The sequence below is a fragment of the Bacillus sp. FSL R5-0416 genome, from assembly GCF_037975425.1.
In the GTDB taxonomy this organism is placed as follows: Bacteria; Bacillota; Bacilli; order Bacillales; family Bacillaceae; genus Bacillus; species Bacillus subtilis.
Window position 1 is genome coordinate 4,163,053 of the sequence record NZ_CP150252.1, and the last position, 15,992, is coordinate 4,179,044.

At 44.8% G+C, this 15,992-nt stretch carries 14 protein-coding genes and 4 tRNA genes; 4 read left to right on the forward strand and 14 right to left on the reverse strand.

The features are described 5' to 3' along the window. Positions 1 to 21 precede the first annotated feature (21 nt). From walI to dnaB, 11 genes are all read right to left on the reverse strand, one after another. Positions 22 to 864 carry a WalRK two-component regulatory system regulator WalI gene (gene walI, locus NYE20_RS21910; protein WP_003244037.1) on the reverse strand — a complete coding sequence of 281 codons (843 nt, stop codon included), beginning with the start codon at positions 862 to 864 and terminating at the stop codon, positions 22 to 24. After that, the gene (gene walH / locus NYE20_RS21915; RefSeq protein ID WP_072175742.1) at positions 851 to 2,218 is read right to left on the reverse strand and encodes a WalRK two-component regulatory system regulator WalH; all 1,368 of its coding nucleotides are present in this window, start codon (positions 2,216 to 2,218) and stop codon (positions 851 to 853) included. The genes walI and walH overlap by 14 nt, the downstream gene beginning before the upstream one ends. Next, entirely contained in the window at positions 2,208 to 4,043 is a 1,836-nt protein-coding gene (gene walK, locus NYE20_RS21920) for a cell wall metabolism sensor histidine kinase WalK (protein ID WP_009968432.1), read from the reverse strand. The genes walH and walK overlap by 11 nt, the downstream gene beginning before the upstream one ends. Before the next feature lie 7 nt (positions 4,044 to 4,050). Further along, positions 4,051 to 4,758 carry a cell wall metabolism DNA-binding response regulator WalR gene (gene walR, locus NYE20_RS21925; RefSeq protein WP_003244363.1) on the reverse strand — a complete coding sequence of 236 codons (708 nt, stop codon included), beginning with the start codon at positions 4,756 to 4,758 and terminating at the stop codon, positions 4,051 to 4,053. 383 nt (positions 4,759 to 5,141) lie between these two features. Continuing rightward, positions 5,142 to 5,214, reverse strand: a tRNA-Phe gene (locus tag NYE20_RS21930). Positions 5,215 to 5,249: 35 nt separating this feature from the next. Continuing rightward, positions 5,250 to 5,326 (reverse strand) — tRNA-Asp (locus NYE20_RS21935). Positions 5,327 to 5,407: 81 nt separating this feature from the next. Then, positions 5,408 to 5,479: transfer RNA gene (locus NYE20_RS21940), tRNA-Glu, on the reverse strand. Positions 5,480 to 5,488: 9 nt separating this feature from the next. Next, a tRNA-Lys gene (locus NYE20_RS21945) sits at positions 5,489 to 5,564 on the reverse strand. 224 nt (positions 5,565 to 5,788) lie between these two features. Then, on the reverse strand, positions 5,789 to 7,081 hold the full coding sequence (gene purA / locus NYE20_RS21950) for an adenylosuccinate synthase (protein ID WP_003226929.1): 1,293 nt from the start codon (positions 7,079 to 7,081) through the stop codon (positions 5,789 to 5,791). A 205-nt stretch (positions 7,082 to 7,286) separates the two neighbouring features. Next, positions 7,287 to 7,706 carry a VOC family protein gene (locus tag NYE20_RS21955; protein WP_021481080.1) on the reverse strand — a complete coding sequence of 140 codons (420 nt, stop codon included), beginning with the start codon at positions 7,704 to 7,706 and terminating at the stop codon, positions 7,287 to 7,289. A gap of 120 nt (positions 7,707 to 7,826) precedes the next feature. Then, positions 7,827 to 9,191: a replicative DNA helicase gene (gene dnaB, locus NYE20_RS21960; RefSeq protein ID WP_003226923.1), complete on the reverse strand. Its 1,365-nt coding sequence runs from the start codon at positions 9,189 to 9,191 to the stop codon at positions 7,827 to 7,829. Between the two features lie 169 nt (positions 9,192 to 9,360). Here dnaB and NYE20_RS21965 point away from each other — a divergent pair, with 169 nt between their 5' ends. Then, positions 9,361 to 9,561, forward strand: a complete 201-nt coding sequence (locus tag NYE20_RS21965; protein ID WP_003226922.1) for a DUF2188 domain-containing protein — start codon at positions 9,361 to 9,363, stop codon at positions 9,559 to 9,561. A gap of 47 nt (positions 9,562 to 9,608) precedes the next feature. Here the strand turns inward: NYE20_RS21965 and NYE20_RS21970 are convergent, their stop codons facing one another. Continuing rightward, positions 9,609 to 9,812 (reverse strand): hypothetical protein, encoded by a 204-nt coding sequence (locus NYE20_RS21970; protein WP_003244312.1) that lies wholly within the window; start codon positions 9,810 to 9,812, stop codon positions 9,609 to 9,611. A 120-nt stretch (positions 9,813 to 9,932) separates the two neighbouring features. Between NYE20_RS21970 and NYE20_RS21975 the strand changes: the two genes are divergently transcribed. The 3 genes from NYE20_RS21975 to NYE20_RS21985 all read left to right on the forward strand — a co-directional run bounded on the left by NYE20_RS21975 (position 9,933) and on the right by NYE20_RS21985 (position 13,517). After that, positions 9,933 to 10,073: a YycC family protein gene (locus NYE20_RS21975; protein ID WP_003242786.1), complete on the forward strand. Its 141-nt coding sequence runs from the start codon at positions 9,933 to 9,935 to the stop codon at positions 10,071 to 10,073. Positions 10,074 to 10,145: 72 nt separating this feature from the next. Beyond that, entirely contained in the window at positions 10,146 to 11,354 is a 1,209-nt protein-coding gene (locus NYE20_RS21980) for a CynX/NimT family MFS transporter (RefSeq protein WP_003226917.1), read from the forward strand. Between the two features lie 105 nt (positions 11,355 to 11,459). Continuing rightward, positions 11,460 to 13,517: a glycosyltransferase family 39 protein gene (locus NYE20_RS21985; protein ID WP_339184123.1), complete on the forward strand. Its 2,058-nt coding sequence runs from the start codon at positions 11,460 to 11,462 to the stop codon at positions 13,515 to 13,517. Between the two features lie 36 nt (positions 13,518 to 13,553). On the opposite strand, the gene rplI is transcribed toward NYE20_RS21985, so the two are convergent. Further along, positions 13,554 to 14,003: a 50S ribosomal protein L9 gene (rplI, locus tag NYE20_RS21990; RefSeq protein ID WP_003226915.1), complete on the reverse strand. Its 450-nt coding sequence runs from the start codon at positions 14,001 to 14,003 to the stop codon at positions 13,554 to 13,556. Then, on the reverse strand, positions 14,000 to 15,979 hold the full coding sequence (gdpP, locus tag NYE20_RS21995; RefSeq protein WP_003242517.1) for a cyclic-di-AMP phosphodiesterase GdpP: 1,980 nt from the start codon (positions 15,977 to 15,979) through the stop codon (positions 14,000 to 14,002). Before gdpP ends, rplI begins: the two co-directional genes overlap by 4 nt. Positions 15,980 to 15,992: the final 13 nt, after the last annotated feature.

Below are 15,992 nucleotides of genomic sequence, written 5' to 3' on the forward strand. Positions count from 1 at the left end.
GTTTGTCTCACTCCATTATTTTCATTGATCTGTATCTAAAATCGTACTCTCCAAAGCATTCACAGTAAAATACTCTTGTACTGTCTTTTTCTCACCGTTCACTTTTTTCTCGTACTCGACCGTAATTCTCCATACCGGCGCCAGCACCTGCGTACTTGTCAGCGGATATTGTGCTACATAGCCGAATTTACAGCTCTTCACAGTGCTGTATTCTTTTAATTGATTTTGATAGTACAATAGCTCAACCGCATCCATTTCAGTAATTAAGCTTTCTTTCTGGATTTGCTTGAAGGTCTCAAGCGTAGTCTGGTCGTATGACACAACCTCGTTTTTACCGTTTAAGTGCAGCACCACTTGCCCGATCATATTAGAGGGATTGTCGGTCTTTTGGTAAATATAATGACCTTCGTACGTTTGGAAGAAAATAATTTCTTTCTTCGATTTATCAACCTTCCAAAGCTTATATTTTTCGCCATCTTGAATTTTCGAAGAAACAAGTGCCTGAGCATCGTCCTCGATATCCTTCTTTGATAGTGCGATTGGATTTGCAAACTTCATTTTCAGGCTCGTTACTTTATGATCATCACTAGGCATGTCCATCAAAGGCTTTTGATCCTTCAGCGCCTCAATTTCCTCCTTGGAGAAAGACTTTTGATTTGCCGTGATCCGATAGCCTTCTGTCGCTTCCTTATTCAAACCTTCATACGTGATATGATCGGCCTTCATGTCATGCTCGACATCATTTTTAATGACTTCATATTCTTTGCCGGTAGCCTGCCATTTTTGAAAAAACTGATAGCCTAAGAAAATATCTAAAATGAGGAAGGCAACGATGAAGATTGATTTTGTCTTATTCCACTCCACTGTTAGCCCCCTCCTTCCTCAATAAATCCTTTGTAATCGGCACAATTTTTCCATTTACTTTCATCGCCCAAACCGGTTCCAGTTCAACGAGAGGATCGTCGTTGGTTGATGTTGATACCAATTGATAAGCAAGGAAGATCTGATCAATTTTGTCCGTATCATAAGCGGTTTGTTTCGAAAGCAGCATCCTCACTTCGCTGCCGCTCATGAGCTCTGTTTCACTTGTTTTAATCGGATTCGTTCCGAGACTGTAATTCGGCCGCTTATAGCTGAGAATATCATCATTCGCCCATTGCACCGAAATCGCCGATGTCGCCCCGAAAGGTTTGGCGGTGCTGTTAATGACCGGGATCTGATCCATAAAGATATAGAAGCTCAACTGCTGGCTGTCATTGATATTGAAAAATTGATAGTGATCCGTCCAGCTTCCGGTATCCTCAAGGTATTTTTGGCTCTTTTTGATTAATTCACCTGTTTGATAGGATGTGCTCTGCACCAAATTGCGCTGCTGAAATTGCACCTGTCTCTGGCTTAGATTCACATCTAAACGGCTGATCCCATCTGTCAGCACATTTCTGTTGTTGTAATTCGAATCTTCTCTTACAATGCTCGGATCACTAAACAAAGCCTGCTTAAAGGTATTTGTTTTAATCGATTCTGTGACAAATTCTTTTTTGTCCATCGTAAGCGGTTTGTTCGGCAGCAAGAACTCTTTCTTTGAGCCAATGGAGAACAAACTGAACGCCGGCATATTTGATTGCCTGTTTTTCAAGTCGTTCATAATGTTCCTGTAGTTTGCTGATTCAACGGTCACTTCAAGAATGAGCTGCTTGCTGTATGACACCAAATAGATTTTCTTGTTCGCTTTTGTTTCATTGAACGGGATCAGAATATGGTCAAACGAACTGTATTCAAACGACTGATTAGACCATTTAAACAGCGTTTGGAAAATATCAATCGGAATCGTATCGCTGAATTGCAAGTCAAGCTTGGCTTCAGAACCGCCTATTCCATAAAACCAGCTTTTGAATCCAGCCTTGTCATACTGATCCGAAATATCTTTAATTCCTTTTACATCCCAATGTGGCAAATCAGACCAGATTTCTTCATAGAGGGCATTGTCATCCACTTTGTAATGAGCGCCGTCATCATGGATAAACATGTCCCTTGGCCTTACCGTTTCAGACAGCTTTTGGGTGGTTTTTTCGATTTTATGTTTCACACGAACAGTAGACTCTGTTGAGGATGAGCCTTCAGAAAAGTTTGGCTGGAACGTCCATATCCCCCATGTAAAAACAAGACTGATGACGACGAGTACCGTAAGTAATATCGTTTTTATATTTTCACGCTTCATCCCAATCATCCTCTTGTTCCTCTTTATATGGAAGAGTAAATGTAATCGTCGTGCCTTTTCCTTCTATGCTGTCCGCCCAAATATCTCCACCGTGCGCCTGTACCATTTCCTTGGCAATCGCCAATCCCAGACCGGTGCCGCCAAGCTTTCTCGTTCTCGCTTTATCCACCCTGTAGAAGCGGTCAAAGACTTTTTCGACATCTTTTTTCGGAATGCCGATCCCTTCATCCTTCACGCTGATATAGAGAAGTTCTTCCTCTTCATTGACATCAATCGAGAACGTGACATGTCCGCCTTCCGGTGAATATTTTAAAGCGTTAGAAATAATATTATCGAGCACCTGCGTTATTTTATCCTGGTCAATCTCGACATACAGATCTCTGTCCGGCAGATTGCGGATAAACTCCACATGCTGCTCTTTTGTCATTTCAAAACGGTCAATAATAAGCGACATAAACCGGACAATCTGAATCCATTCCCGGTTAAATTGATAATCCTTACTGTCAAATTTCGACAGCTGAAGCAGATCATTGACAAGCCGGATCATACGCTCTGTTTCATTTTGCGTCACCATTAAGAAGCGCGGAGCAATGTCTTTATTTTCCCACGCGCCTTCAGCTAACGCTTCTAAATAGCTGCGCATTGTCGTAAGCGGCGTCCGCAGCTCATGTGATACATTCGCAACGAATTCTCTGCGTTCCTGATCCATTTTCTCTTGTTCGGTTACATCGTAAATGACAGCGATTAAACCATCAATTTTGCCGTGTTCCCTTTGAATCACAGAGAAATTCACGCGAAGCACCGTTAATTCATCATCGCGCTCAATTTCAAGCAGCATAGAATCCTGCTGTTCCACTAAGTCTTCAAAAGTATAATTCTCTTGAAGCCCCAGCAAACTCGTAATCGGCATTTCTAAGGCTGTTTCACGTGAAACGTTCAACAGCTCCAGCGCCGGGCTGTTTAAGAGAATAATCGCTCCGTTTCGGTTTGTGGCGATTACGCCGTCTGTCATATAGGCAATGACAGAGGCTAGCTTTCTGCGTTCTCCTTCAGTCATCGCCTGGGCATCTTCAAGCTCTCTCGTTAAGTGGTTAAACGTTGTGGCCAGCTGCCCAATTTCATCATGTCCATACTTTTTAACCTTCCTCGAGAAATTCCCTTTCGCAAGCTCCATCGCCTGCTTTCGCATATCTGAAAGCGGGTGGGTAATGGTTCTTGCCAGAAAAATACCGAGAAGAGCCGTCAAAACAAGTGCCAAACCTGTGCCGGACGCCAATATCGTGTTGATCGTCTTCATTTGATTAAAGACATCTTCCATACTCGCGACAACATAGATCGCGCCGACAACCTCTTGGTTTTCAGTCATGACGGGCTTCGCGGAAATAAGAACTCTGATTTTGCTTTTCGGGTCATAATATTTTCTTAAATACGACTGTTTGGTAGAAAAAATTCTTTTGAAAATCAGATCGGTCGTTTGTTTCCCAGCCACTTCCTCACCGTACGGCTTTGAAGAACCGACCACTTCATAGCTTTTATCTACAAAGCTAATTTCCCGAACCTCATCACTTTTCGTGAAGTCATTCAAAATACGGCTGACGTCATCCTTTATGACGGTACTGTCGTTATCGCTCTTATATTCTTGTTCGATATAATAAGAAAGGTTGTCGATTCGCTGATTCAGCGATTGTTCATAAGAGCTGATCAGCGACTTCTCTACCTGATTGACAAAATACACACCAATGATTTGCATGGCAATGATAATCAAAAGCACATAAATCAAGGTAATCTTAAATTGGATCGACCGAAAAAAACCAACCTTATTCATATGGGCATTAGTCCTGTTCTGGGTTTCTCAAGTAATAACCTACACCGCGGCGTGTGACGATCCAATTTGGATGGCTCGGGTTGTCCTCGATTTTTTCACGAAGCCGGCGGACTGTTACGTCAACCGTTCTGACATCGCCGAAGTAATCATAGCCCCAAACGGTTTGAAGCAAATGTTCACGGGTCATCACTTGTCCGATATGTTTTGCTAAATAATGAAGCAATTCGAACTCACGATGAGTCAATTCGATTGTTTCGTCTCGTTTTGATACAACGTACGCGTCAGGGAAGATGACGAGAGAGCCGATATGAATCTCGTTAGAGGAAGGCTCTTCCTCCGCAGGCGCTGTTGTCAGCTGGCGGCGCAGGTTCGCTTTTACACGCGCCAAGAGTTCGCGTGTGCTGAATGGTTTTGTGACATAGTCATCAGCACCGATTTCAAGCCCGATAACCTTGTCAATTTCTGAATCCTTAGCCGTCAGCATAATGATTGGCATATCGTATTTCTTTCTGACTTCTCGGCATACTTCAACGCCGTCTTTATTCGGGAGCATAATATCTAAAAGAATTAAATCAGGCTGAAGCTCTTCTACCATTTCAACGGCTTCGTTTCCGTCGTGGGCACAGTGCACTTCATAGCCTTCTTTTCTTAAGTTAAATTCCAATATATCTGCAATCGGTTTTTCATCATCTACTACAAGGATCTTTTTATCCATCATTTTGATTTTCCTCCTGCCGAATGACTTCATTTCATCTATATAACATTCGTTTCATCACTTATGGCCCATGTAAAGAATGGGTCCTTGTCTATTATAACGGTTTAAGGTCAAAAGATAAAAAAAATAAAGGTTTAGAAAAAAAACACAAGTTTCACCTTTATCGCCAGTTGTTTATCTATTGTCATGCTGGTCAACTTTTTTTAAAAAAGATAACTTTATTGAAACCTCCCCTCACCGGAGTGCGTCTTTATCAATGACGTCTTCTTCTTTGAACCGGCCGCAGGGCCGGTTCTCCCTTTTTCTTCTATTATAACACTCCTCATGTTTGCCTTTTTCCTAAAAGAAAAAACGCACCTACGATTGCAGATGCGTTTGGTAAGTGGCTCGGGACGGAATCGAACCGCCGACACACGGATTTTCAGTCCGTTGCTCTACCAACTGAGCTACCGAGCCAAATAATTTATTTTTCTCTACTAAGTAAAGTAAAATGGCGGTCCGGACGGGACTCGAACCCGCGACCTCCTGCGTGACAGGCAGGCATTCTAACCAACTGAACTACCGGACCTTACAGTAATTGCCCGGAGAGCTGTCGTGTCAGCTCTCACAGACAAATAAGGAATTTAGCAATAACGCTAAAGTAAATCAATGACCCGTACGGGATTCGAACCCGTGTTACCGCCGTGAAAGGGCGGTGTCTTAACCGCTTGACCAACGGGCCTTCACGAAATGGTGAGCCATGAAGGACTCGAACCTTCGACCCTCTGATTAAAAGTCAGATGCTCTACCAACTGAGCTAATGGCTCTTAAAGATGTCGGAATTTCTATAGAGCAAACGACTTAAATCTAGTTCTCATCTTGTACTCTATTGAAGCAGTTTCCGTAACAACGAGATTTATAATATCACGAACAAATAGAAGTGGCAATAACTTTTTTGGTTTTTTTTCATATTTTTTTCTCAGACCAACTTATATGCGGCTTTCAAACAAAAAACAAGCCCCTTAAATAGGGGCTTGCAGACATATTCTATTTAGTTCGCACGGTACACACTGCGAAGGACATTTGTTTGTGAGCGGTCTGGACCGACAGAGAAAATAGAAAGCGGAATGCCTGTCAGCTGAGACACACGCTCAAGATAATGGCGCGCATTTTCCGGAAGCTCGCTCAAGCTCTTCGCACCTGTAATATCCTCAGTCCAGCCCGGCATTTCTTCATATACCGGCTCACATTCAGCAAGTGCCTTAAGACTTGCTGGGAATTCTTCAATGATTTCGCCTTTGTAGCGGTACGCCACACAGATTTTCAACGTTTCAATTCCTGTTAGGACGTCAATTGAGTTCAGAGAAAGATCTGTAATTCCGCTCACACGGCGGGCGTGGCGGACAACAACGCTGTCAAACCAGCCGACACGGCGCGGGCGGCCTGTTGTTGTTCCATATTCGCGTCCGACTTCACGGATTTGATCGCCGATTTCATCTTTCAGCTCAGTCGGGAAAGGACCGTCGCCGACACGAGTCGTATATGCTTTTGATACACCGACAACGTGCTTGATTTTGGTCGGGCCGACACCAGAACCGATCGTGACACCGCCGGCAACCGGGTTAGATGACGTAACAAACGGGTATGTTCCTTGGTCGATATCGAGCATAACCCCTTGTGCGCCTTCAAATAATACACGGCGCCCTTCATCAAGAGCATCGTTCAAGACAACAGATGTATCGCAAACATATTTTTTAATCTGCTGGCCGTACTCATAATATTCGTCTAAGATATCCTCAAGTTTAAACCCTTCTGTCTCGTACATTTTCTCGAGAAGACGGTTTTTTTCTTCAAGATTGCGCTCAAGCTTTTCCGCAAACGCGTCACGGTCTAACAGATCCGCGATGCGAATTCCGATGCGGGCTGCTTTATCCATGTAAGCAGGACCGATTCCTTTTTTCGTTGTGCCGATCTTGTTAGCCCCTTTACGCTCTTCTTCCACTTCATCCAATTTCAAATGATACGGCAGAATGACGTGAGCTCTGTTGCTGATTCTCAGGTTATCTGTACTCACGTTGCGCTCATGAAGATACGCAAGCTCTGTGACTAATGCTTTCGGATCTACAACCATTCCGTTTCCGATTACACACGTTTTATCCTTATAGAAAATTCCAGACGGGATTAAGTGAAGCTTATATGTGATTCCGTCAAACTTGATTGTATGCCCTGCGTTATTTCCGCCTTGATAACGGGCGATCACTTCTGCATTTTCTGATAGGAAATCTGTAATTTTACCTTTTCCTTCATCGCCCCATTGCGTACCTACTACAACTACTGAAGACATGTCCGTGCACCTCCGTTAACCTTTCAAAACGATTCTATTCAAACAAATCAAGTTTATCAGTGAAGAAACAGAAAGTCAATTGTAAATCCGAACATTAAATTATTGTAAATCTATATTCGTTCGCTTCCATTCGTTTTATAAGCGTTTTCTCACTGCTTTGTCATAAAAAGCTTGTGAAACTTTCATCCTTTAGCACAAGAAAGAATCATTTGTCTGATATCCCTTTTGAATTCATAAAAACGACCCGCCAGCCGTCCGGGTCCTCTATCGTCACGCCGCCATTGCTCCAGTACGGGTTCTCTGATTCGACCTCTTGATAGCCCATGTGTTTTAGCTTTGAAGTGATCGCTGCCAGTTCATCTGCATTCGGCACATAAAAAACAAGAAGGCTGTCGGGATGGGGAACGGGGGCAGCGCTTCCCCCTTCATACTGGGTGAATTCTAAATGATAATCGGCATGAGGAAGGCCGAACATGACACCGTCATACCCGTTATGCTTTGAAAATTCTCCTATTCGTTTCAAACACAGTCCCTCTTCGTAAAAACGAATAATCTCATCAAGCTGGCCCGTAGGACGCGCAATTCGGATTTGTGCTGCTTGAAAAGACGAAAAACGTTTTCCCATATTGTTACCATCTCCTTTTTGCACCATTTTATTAAAACGCTTTCAATTTTTCATCCGCTGAGCGAACGGTATTTCTTCCATCTTTCGAATGAAAAAAACCCCAAGAGCAGCTCTTGGGGCTTATGCGCCGGGCGGAACGCCTGCGTCGTCAAAACGCCGTTCCAGGTTGACGAATTTGTTGTATTCTTTTACGAACGCAAGAGACACGGTTCCTACCGGGCCGTTACGCTGTTTGGCGATAATAATTTCGATAATATTTTTATTCTCGGTTTCTTTGTCATAGTAGTCATCACGATAAAGGAACGCGACAATATCCGCGTCCTGCTCGATACTTCCTGATTCCCGGATATCAGACATCATCGGACGTTTATCCTGACGCTGCTCAACACCCCTGGAAAGCTGAGAAAGCGCGATAACAGGGACTTGCAGCTCCCTGGCAATCGACTTCAGTTCACGGGAAATTTCAGATACTTCCTGCTGACGGTTGTCCTTTGAACGACCGCTTCCCTGAATCAATTGCAGGTAATCGATCAAAATCATGCCCAGCCCGCTTTCCTGCTTCAAGCGGCGGCACTTGGCACGGATTTCACTCACTCGAATACCCGGTGTATCGTCGATGTAAATCCCGCTGTTCGACAGGCTTCCCATTGCCATCGTCAGCTTACCCCAATCCTCTTCGGTCAGGTTACCTGTACGGAGATTCTGGGCATTGATATTTCCCTCGGCACAGAGCATACGCATAACGAGCTGCTCTGCACCCATCTCAAGACTGAAAATCGCTACGCTCTCATCGGTCTTTGTCGCCACGTTTTGTGCGATGTTCAGGGCAAAGGCTGTTTTCCCTACTGAAGGACGGGCAGCCACAATGATCAAGTCGTTGCGCTGGAAACCCGCAGTCATCCGGTCAAGCTCCGTAAACCCTGTTGGAATTCCCGTGATATCACCTTTTCGATTGTGAAGCTGTTCGATATTATCATAGGTCTGGACAAGGACGTCCTTAATATTTTGGAAGGCACTCGTGTTTTTGCGCTGTGCCACTTCCATAATCGTTTTTTCCGCTTCACTGAGTAAATCCTCGACCTCATCCTCACGGGTATACCCGTCTTGAGCAATCGTTGTCGCAGTTCTGATTAATCGGCGAAGAATCGATTTTTCCTCAACGATTTTCGCGTAATATTCTATGTTAGCCGCTGTCGGCACCGAGTTTGCGATATCTGTCAAATATGAAATGCCGCCTACTTCTTCCAGCAGGTCTGTGTTCGCAAGCTCTGATGTTACTGTCACCAGATCAACCGGTTCACCTCGGTCACCGAGCACCAGCATCGCATTATAGATTTTTTGGTGGGACATTCTATAGAAATCATCTGGAATCAATACTTCTGAAGCCAGTGTTAAAGCAGACGGCTGTAAAAAAATAGCGCCTAACACGGCTTGTTCGGCTTCTATATTTTGCGGAGGAAGCCGGTCATTCAGAAGGTCTGTCATGCTAAGCACCGTCCTCTCATTAAAAAATCTCCAACCTCCATTCTACCATTTCTACAGAAAAAAAATAGAAAAATTGTCTGTTTCCTGTTTTTTTCAGTTAGCAGATTGGATCGTTTCGGACAGTAACAAGGCGGGAAAAATGCAATAAAACATGAGGGAGGAATGAAAGATGATAAAGAAATATGCGATTACGCCTAATGTTGATGCGGACGGCTGGTTTATTGAGGTGGAGAATGTAGCGCCGACAGCTTTGTATACGTCTAAAGACGCCGCTATTGAAAAGGCCAAACAGGTGGCTAAGGAAAACAGTCCGTCTAAGCTTGTAATTTATGACCAGTTTAAAAATGTGGAAGAAGAACACTCATTTTAATGAATGAAAGCCTTCGCTGCAGCGAGGGTTTTTTAGCGGTTATCGGTTTATTTCATCCATTGGATGCCTATGTGCATCATCAAATCTGCCGCTTTTTGATACAGATCCCACTCCCCGATCGAAGCAAATTTCCCCATCAGCTCCTGAAGCTTTAACCTCATTGCTATATATTCTTCGAAAGTGACAGCTTTTTCAGTGTCTATTTGGTGTTCCTTCAGCATTTGTTTTAATAAGGATAACGGTGCGTGCATAAGAACCCTCCTTACCTCTTTTATAACGGTCATTTTCCGATTGCTCTATTCCTTTGTGACATCTTCTTACATTTCACATCTGATTCTTGTACAATGGACAGAAGAGAGGAGGGATCTTTTGTGAGACCTTTGCAAATTTCTGCCGAAACTGCACAAAAGCTTGCAGAGTCCTTGAATCTGCCGCTTGAACAGATCATGCATATGCCTCAGCATATTCTGCTTGCCAAAATGGCTGAACTGCAAAAAGAGGACAAATCATAGCCTTCATTCACATACTTGCTTACCTGTTTCGGGATAATATCATGTATATGTTAGAAAAGAGGAGTAACTGCTTTGCCACATCCACATAATAAAAAAATCCAATCATTTTGGCTGATCACCGGCATTATCTTTATCGCCTTTAACTTACGGCCCGCGATCACTTCAGTCGGTCCGGTCATTAGCTCTATCCGGGCAGAGCTGCACATGTCCAATGGGGCAGCCGGTTTTTTGACCGCACTGCCGCTGCTTTCGTTTGCAGTTCTTTCTCCACTTGCACCTAAGCTTGGACAGCGCCTCGGTAATGAGCGAACTTTATGGCTAGGTCTCGTGATACTGCTGATCGGTGTTCTGACTCGTTCTACCGGCTATACTGCCGCTTTGTTTTTCGGAACGGCACTTATCGGCGTCGGGATTGCGATTGGTAACGTACTTTTGCCAAGCTTAATCAAACATAAATACCCTGAAAAGCCAGGGATCATGATCAGCCTGTATACGACATCAATGAATATATTCGCAGCTTTAGCATCGGGTGTCAGCGTTCCTTTAGCGACCCAGATGAATGGCGGATGGAAACAAGCCTTTCTCTTATGGGGCGGGCTGGCTTTGCTTGCATTGCTGATCTGGATACCTCAGCTGCGCCATCGAGATACGGCAAACCAGACAATGAAGCTGCAATCCAGTTCCATTTGGGCTTCCAAAATGGCATGGTATGTCACCATCTTTATGGGCCTGCAATCGTTTTTATTTTACAGCAGCATCGCTTGGTTTCCTGAAATTCTCCGTTCACACGGGATTGATACGGCAACAGCCGGATGGATGGTATCACTCATGCAATTTGCGAGTCTGCCTTCCACTTTTCTGACGCCAGTTTTAGCTGACCGTGTGAAACAGCAGCGCGGTATCGTTGCGGCGCTGGCCTCAGTTTATCTGATCGGCCTCTGCGGATTATTAGCGGGCGGAAGCCATACATTGCTTGCCATCTGGATGATCATTATCGGTATCGGGCAAGGCTCCAGCATTAGTCTGGCCCTTACTTTGATTGGTCTCCGCAGTGAAAATGCCCAACAGGCCGCTGCGCTGTCAGGCATGTCTCAGTCATTCGGCTACCTGCTGGCAGCAGTCGGGCCAATCTTTGTCGGCTATCTCTTTGACCAGACGCATTCTTGGACGATGCCGATTGTGCTTCTCATTGCTGCCCTGATCGTAATGGGAGCAGCCGGACAGGGAGCCGGACGAGATCGATACATTTTTCAGTCAGAAAAACAAAGAAATTCAGCATAAAAGCGGGGAAAATATCTCCGCTTTTTTCTTTGAATATTTATGGTTTATTCATAAGTTTTTCATATTTGTTTTTTACAATTAGACACCATAAAGAGGTGAAAAACGATGAAAACCAAACGATTCGACGCAGCCCTTATTCTTATTTTGCTGGGAGCAGCTTCTTTGAATACGTATCACATTTGGCAGGAGGACACAGCGAACCAGTACTATTTGGCGGCTGTAAAAAGCATGACGCAAAGCTTCCATAATTTCTTTTATGCGTCATTTGACCCTTCTGGATTTGTGACAGTAGATAAGCCTCCTGTCGTGTTATGGATTCAAACGATTTCCGCACTGATTTTCGGTGTTCACACGTGGAGTGTCATCATTCCCCAGGCTCTTGCCGGAGTTGGGTCTGTCTTTCTACTCTACAGAATGGTTAAGCCGACTTTTGGAGTTGGAACGGCCCGCATTGCCGCACTTGTCATGGCACTGACCCCTATCGCAGTAGCTGTCAGCCGGACAAACAATATCGACAGCATGCTTGTTTTTACCTTATTGCTCGGTTCAGCTTGCCTGTTTCGGGCAGTAAAACAAGGCAAGCTGGTTTGGCTGCTGATGGCATTTTCCCTAATTGGGCTCGCCTTTAATATGAAGATGATGCAAGCGTTTATGGTATTGCCTGCATTTGTGTTATTCTACCTAGTTGCATCTCGGGTTTCTCTAAAGAAAAAAATCGGGCCCCTGCTTCTGTCTCTTGTCCTTCTGACAGGCCTTTCACTCTCATGGGCGATTGCAGTGGATTCAGCCTCTTCCTCAAGCCGGCCTTATGTAGGAAGCAGTCAGACTAACTCAGTGCTAGAACTGGCCTTTGGCTACAACGGCACAGAGCGTCTGCTTGGGCAAACTACGGGCCTTGCAAAGGGTGATATGAATGCTGCTGGCGGAGGGAACATGCAGAATCAAGACAACATGCAAGCGCCAAATGGCAACGGTTCATCTTTTTCTCAGAACGGAAATCAATCATTCGGAAACCATTCACAGGCGCCTCAGCCGCCTAACGGACAAACCGGCGCTCTCAATGGAGGCGGAGGCACACCTCCCACAGGTGGCAACGGACCTGGAAATGGAGGGCCTGGTGGTGGAGGCGGAAAAAGCGTGAATATGTTCGGCACCGGTGATCCTGGACCGCTTCGTCTTTTCCAATCAGCACTTTCCGGCCAAATCAGCTGGATGCTTCCATTCTCATTGATCGGATTACTGGGCTCACTCGTCAGCTGGTACCGTGATCGCCGCGGACATGCTGCTGAAAAAAAAGAAACGCTATTCTGGGCGGCTTGGCTTGTTCCCGTGGCTGGTTTCTTCAGCATCGCAGGATTCTTCCACCAGTATTATTTGATTATGCTGGCACCGCCGATTGCCGCCCTTTCTGGTATCGGATGGTATACGATGCACCGCTTATACAAAAATAATAATGACTGGTCCAGCTATCTTCTGCCGGCAGCCGTTCTGATCACAACCGCGTTCCAGGTGTATATTCTGAGTGCTTATACAAGCCAAATCGGCAGTGTATGGATGTATGTCCTGGGGCTCTTAGGACTGGGCATCACCCTTGCACTTCTGATGCTTAAACGCAGCCATCCGTTCAGTAAGCTGCTGACCATCATCAGCTTGTGCGTTCTGCTTCTCACACCAGTTTACTGGTCAGCAACGCCGCTTCTATACGGTGGCAACAGCGTCCTTCCTGAATCCGGCCCGCAGCTCAAAGGCTCAGCAAACGGCGGGAACATGTTCTCTTCAGAGGTCGACAGCGGGCTCCTGTCCTATCTGAGAAAACACAATACCGGCGAAGAATATTTATTTGCTACTTTGACAACCGTAACAGCTGCGCCATACATCATTTACGAAAATGAATCTGTTATGGCAATGGGCGGATTTAACGGCACGGATCCCATTCTGACTGTGTCGGAACTGAAAAAACTGATCAAAGAAGGCAAAGTGAAATACTTCCTTCTGGCAGAAAACAACTCAGGCAACAGCGAACTTGTTTCCTGGATTAAGAAAAACGGAAAAGAAATAACATCTGACGAGTACAGCGGTTCCTCCAGCAGCACAAACAGCGTGCAGGGAATGCGAGGAGGACCTGGCGGAGAAAGCCAGCAAACTCTTTATCTCGTGGAATAAAAAAAGAGGCTTGGATGATTCCAAGCCTCTTTTCTATTAAGCTTCTTCTTTTACATGTACCTTTAACACAGCCTGCACTTCAGGATGCAGCTTCACAGGCACGTTTGTATATCCTAATGCACGAATGCCGTCCGGCAGTTCAAGCTTCCGCTTATCTACTTTAATGTTATGGTCTTTTTGGAGCTGTTCAGTAATTTGCTTGCTTGTCACTGAACCAAATAAACGGCCGCCCTCACCTGATTTTGCGCTAAGCTCAACAGTCAGTTTTTCTAATGTCTCTTTCAAGCTCTTAGCCTGCTCAAGCTCAGCAATGGCTTCTTTTTTCTCTTTCTGCTTTTGTCCGTTTAGCGCGCTGATGTTTGACGCGTTCGCTTCAACCGCGAGGCCTTTTTTAATTAGAAAGTTATGCGCATAACCGTCTGCTACGTTTTTGACTTCGCCTTTTTTTCCTTTTCCTTTTACATCTTGTAAGAAAATAACCTTCATCTCTGTACGCCTCCCTCAAAATACTCATCTATGGCGTGCTTCAGCCGTTCCAGCGCTTCAGAAACTGAAATGCCGGACAACTGAGTCGCCGCATTTGTTAAATGCCCTCCGCCTTCCAGGGCCTCCATGATGATCTGAACATTTACCTCGCCAAGCGACCGCGCACTGATACAAACCGTTTGTTCATCCCGTCTCGCCACCGCAAATGAAGCCTCAACCTCACTCATCGACAGCAGCGAATCGGCAGCCTGCGCAATCAGCACTTGATCGAAGTATTCCTCTTCATTTTCAGGAAGAGAAGCAATCGCAATGTTATCTTTATAGAGGACCGTATGCTGGATCAGCTTCGCCCGTTTAATATAGGAATCAACGGTTTCTTTCAGGAACTTCTGCACCAGCACCGTGTCGGCGCCTTTTGCCCTTAAATAAGAAGCCGCATCAAAAGTCCGCGAGCCCGTGCGGAGAGAAAAGCTCTTTGTATCCACTATTATACCAGCTAATAGGGCTGTTGCTTCAATCATATTGATTTTTAAGCGCTTCGGCTGATATTCAAGCAGCTCTGTCACCAATTCCGCTGTGGAAGAAGCGTATGGTTCCATATAAACAAGCAGCGGATCTCTGATAAACTCCTCACCTCTTCGGTGATGGTCGATGACCACGATATGTTCAATTTTATTGACCAGCCGTTCCTCCATGACGAGTGACGGCTTATGTGTATCAACGATCACAAGCAGTGTGTCATCATTGGAAATCTCCATTGCTTCTTCAGGCGTAATAAATCTTGACCACAGTTCTTCATATTTTTTGATTTCCCCAATCAAACGCTGCACACTTGATCCGATTTGGTTTGGGTCAATCACGATAAAACCATCTTTGTTATTTGCCTGAGCCACCTTTAAAATCCCGATCGCTGCGCCGATAGAATCCATGTCGGGGAATTTATGCCCCATGATAATCACATTGCTGCTTTCGGTGACGATTTCCTTTAAGGCGTGAGAAATCACGCGGGCCCGCACCCTTGTTCGTTTCTCCATTGGGTTTGTTTTACCGCCGTAAAACTTCACCTTGCCGTTTGGCAGCTTAATGGCTACCTGGTCTCCGCCGCGTCCCAGTGCTAAGTCCAAGCTGGATTGCGCCAAATCGCCAAGTTCTTTCAGGGAAGAGACTGAAGCCCCGACACCGACGCTTAACGTCAGCGCTACACCGTCAAACGAGGTTTTTTCCCGCACTTCATCAAGAATCGAAAACTTCGAATTTTCGAGTTCAGTTAAGATATGTTCATTAAGTACAGCAATAAAGCGTTCTGAAGACGTCCTTTTCAAGAAGATCCCGTACTCCTGCGCCCAAGCGTTCAGCAAAGATGTCACCTGGCTGTTCATCGTGCTTCTCGTCTGGTCATCCAATCCTTGTGTCACATCATCATAGTTATCAAGGAAAATATATGCCAGGACGGTTCTTTCGTTTTCATATAGCTTTTCAATCTGGATTTGTTCTGTTACATCAAAGAAATATAAGAGACGCTCATCCCGTTTGATGACAACCCTAAACTTGCGGTCATTCAATGTAACCGTTTCCGATTCCACCTCTTGTTTGATAAGCGGCACTACCGATTCACAAGTATCGTAAAGTGATCTCCCCACTAAAGTGCTTTCATTAAAACAAGAGGAAAGAAACGGATTTGCCCATTCTATATAATATTGGTCATTAAAAAGCATGATTCCAATCGGCATTTCCATCAATGCCTCTTCACCGACTTTTTTCAACCTGTAGGACAACGTAGAAATATAAGCATCAATCTCTTGTCGAATAAGAGAATCAGCACGCTTAATAAAAAACAAAATAACTGCCAGCAGCAGCACTTCGACGGTTCCTAATATCCAGTTAAAATAAAAGCTGATGAGGATTGTAATAATTGACAGAGCAATCAATGCATAGATGGGATACCGAAACAGCGGTTTTTCATAAAAGCTTGGCATTTCTATCACTCCC

Bases quoted from the DNA above. Each gene is read 5' to 3' on its own strand.
- NYE20_RS21955 (WP_021481080.1), bottom strand. From the start codon at position 7,706: ATGGGAAAACGTTTTTCGTCTTTTCAAGCAGCACAAATCCGAATTGCG.
- walH (WP_072175742.1), bottom strand. From the start codon at position 2,218: ATGAAGCGTGAAAATATAAAAACGATATTACTTACGGTACTCGTCGTC.
- purA (WP_003226929.1), bottom strand. From the start codon at position 7,081: ATGTCTTCAGTAGTTGTAGTAGGTACGCAATGGGGCGATGAAGGAAAA.
- NYE20_RS21965 (WP_003226922.1), top strand. From the start codon at position 9,361: ATGATAAAGAAATATGCGATTACGCCTAATGTTGATGCGGACGGCTGG.
- gdpP (WP_003242517.1), bottom strand. From the start codon at position 15,979: ATGCCAAGCTTTTATGAAAAACCGCTGTTTCGGTATCCCATCTATGCA.
- NYE20_RS21985 (WP_339184123.1), top strand. From the start codon at position 11,460: ATGAAAACCAAACGATTCGACGCAGCCCTTATTCTTATTTTGCTGGGA.
- rplI (WP_003226915.1), bottom strand. From the start codon at position 14,003: ATGAAGGTTATTTTCTTACAAGATGTAAAAGGAAAAGGAAAAAAAGGC.
- dnaB (WP_003226923.1), bottom strand. From the start codon at position 9,191: ATGACAGACCTTCTGAATGACCGGCTTCCTCCGCAAAATATAGAAGCC.
- walR (WP_003244363.1), bottom strand. From the start codon at position 4,758: ATGGATAAAAAGATCCTTGTAGTAGATGATGAAAAACCGATTGCAGAT.
- walK (WP_009968432.1), bottom strand. From the start codon at position 4,043: ATGAATAAGGTTGGTTTTTTTCGGTCGATCCAATTTAAGATTACCTTG.
- NYE20_RS21970 (WP_003244312.1), bottom strand. From the start codon at position 9,812: ATGCACGCACCGTTATCCTTATTAAAACAAATGCTGAAGGAACACCAA.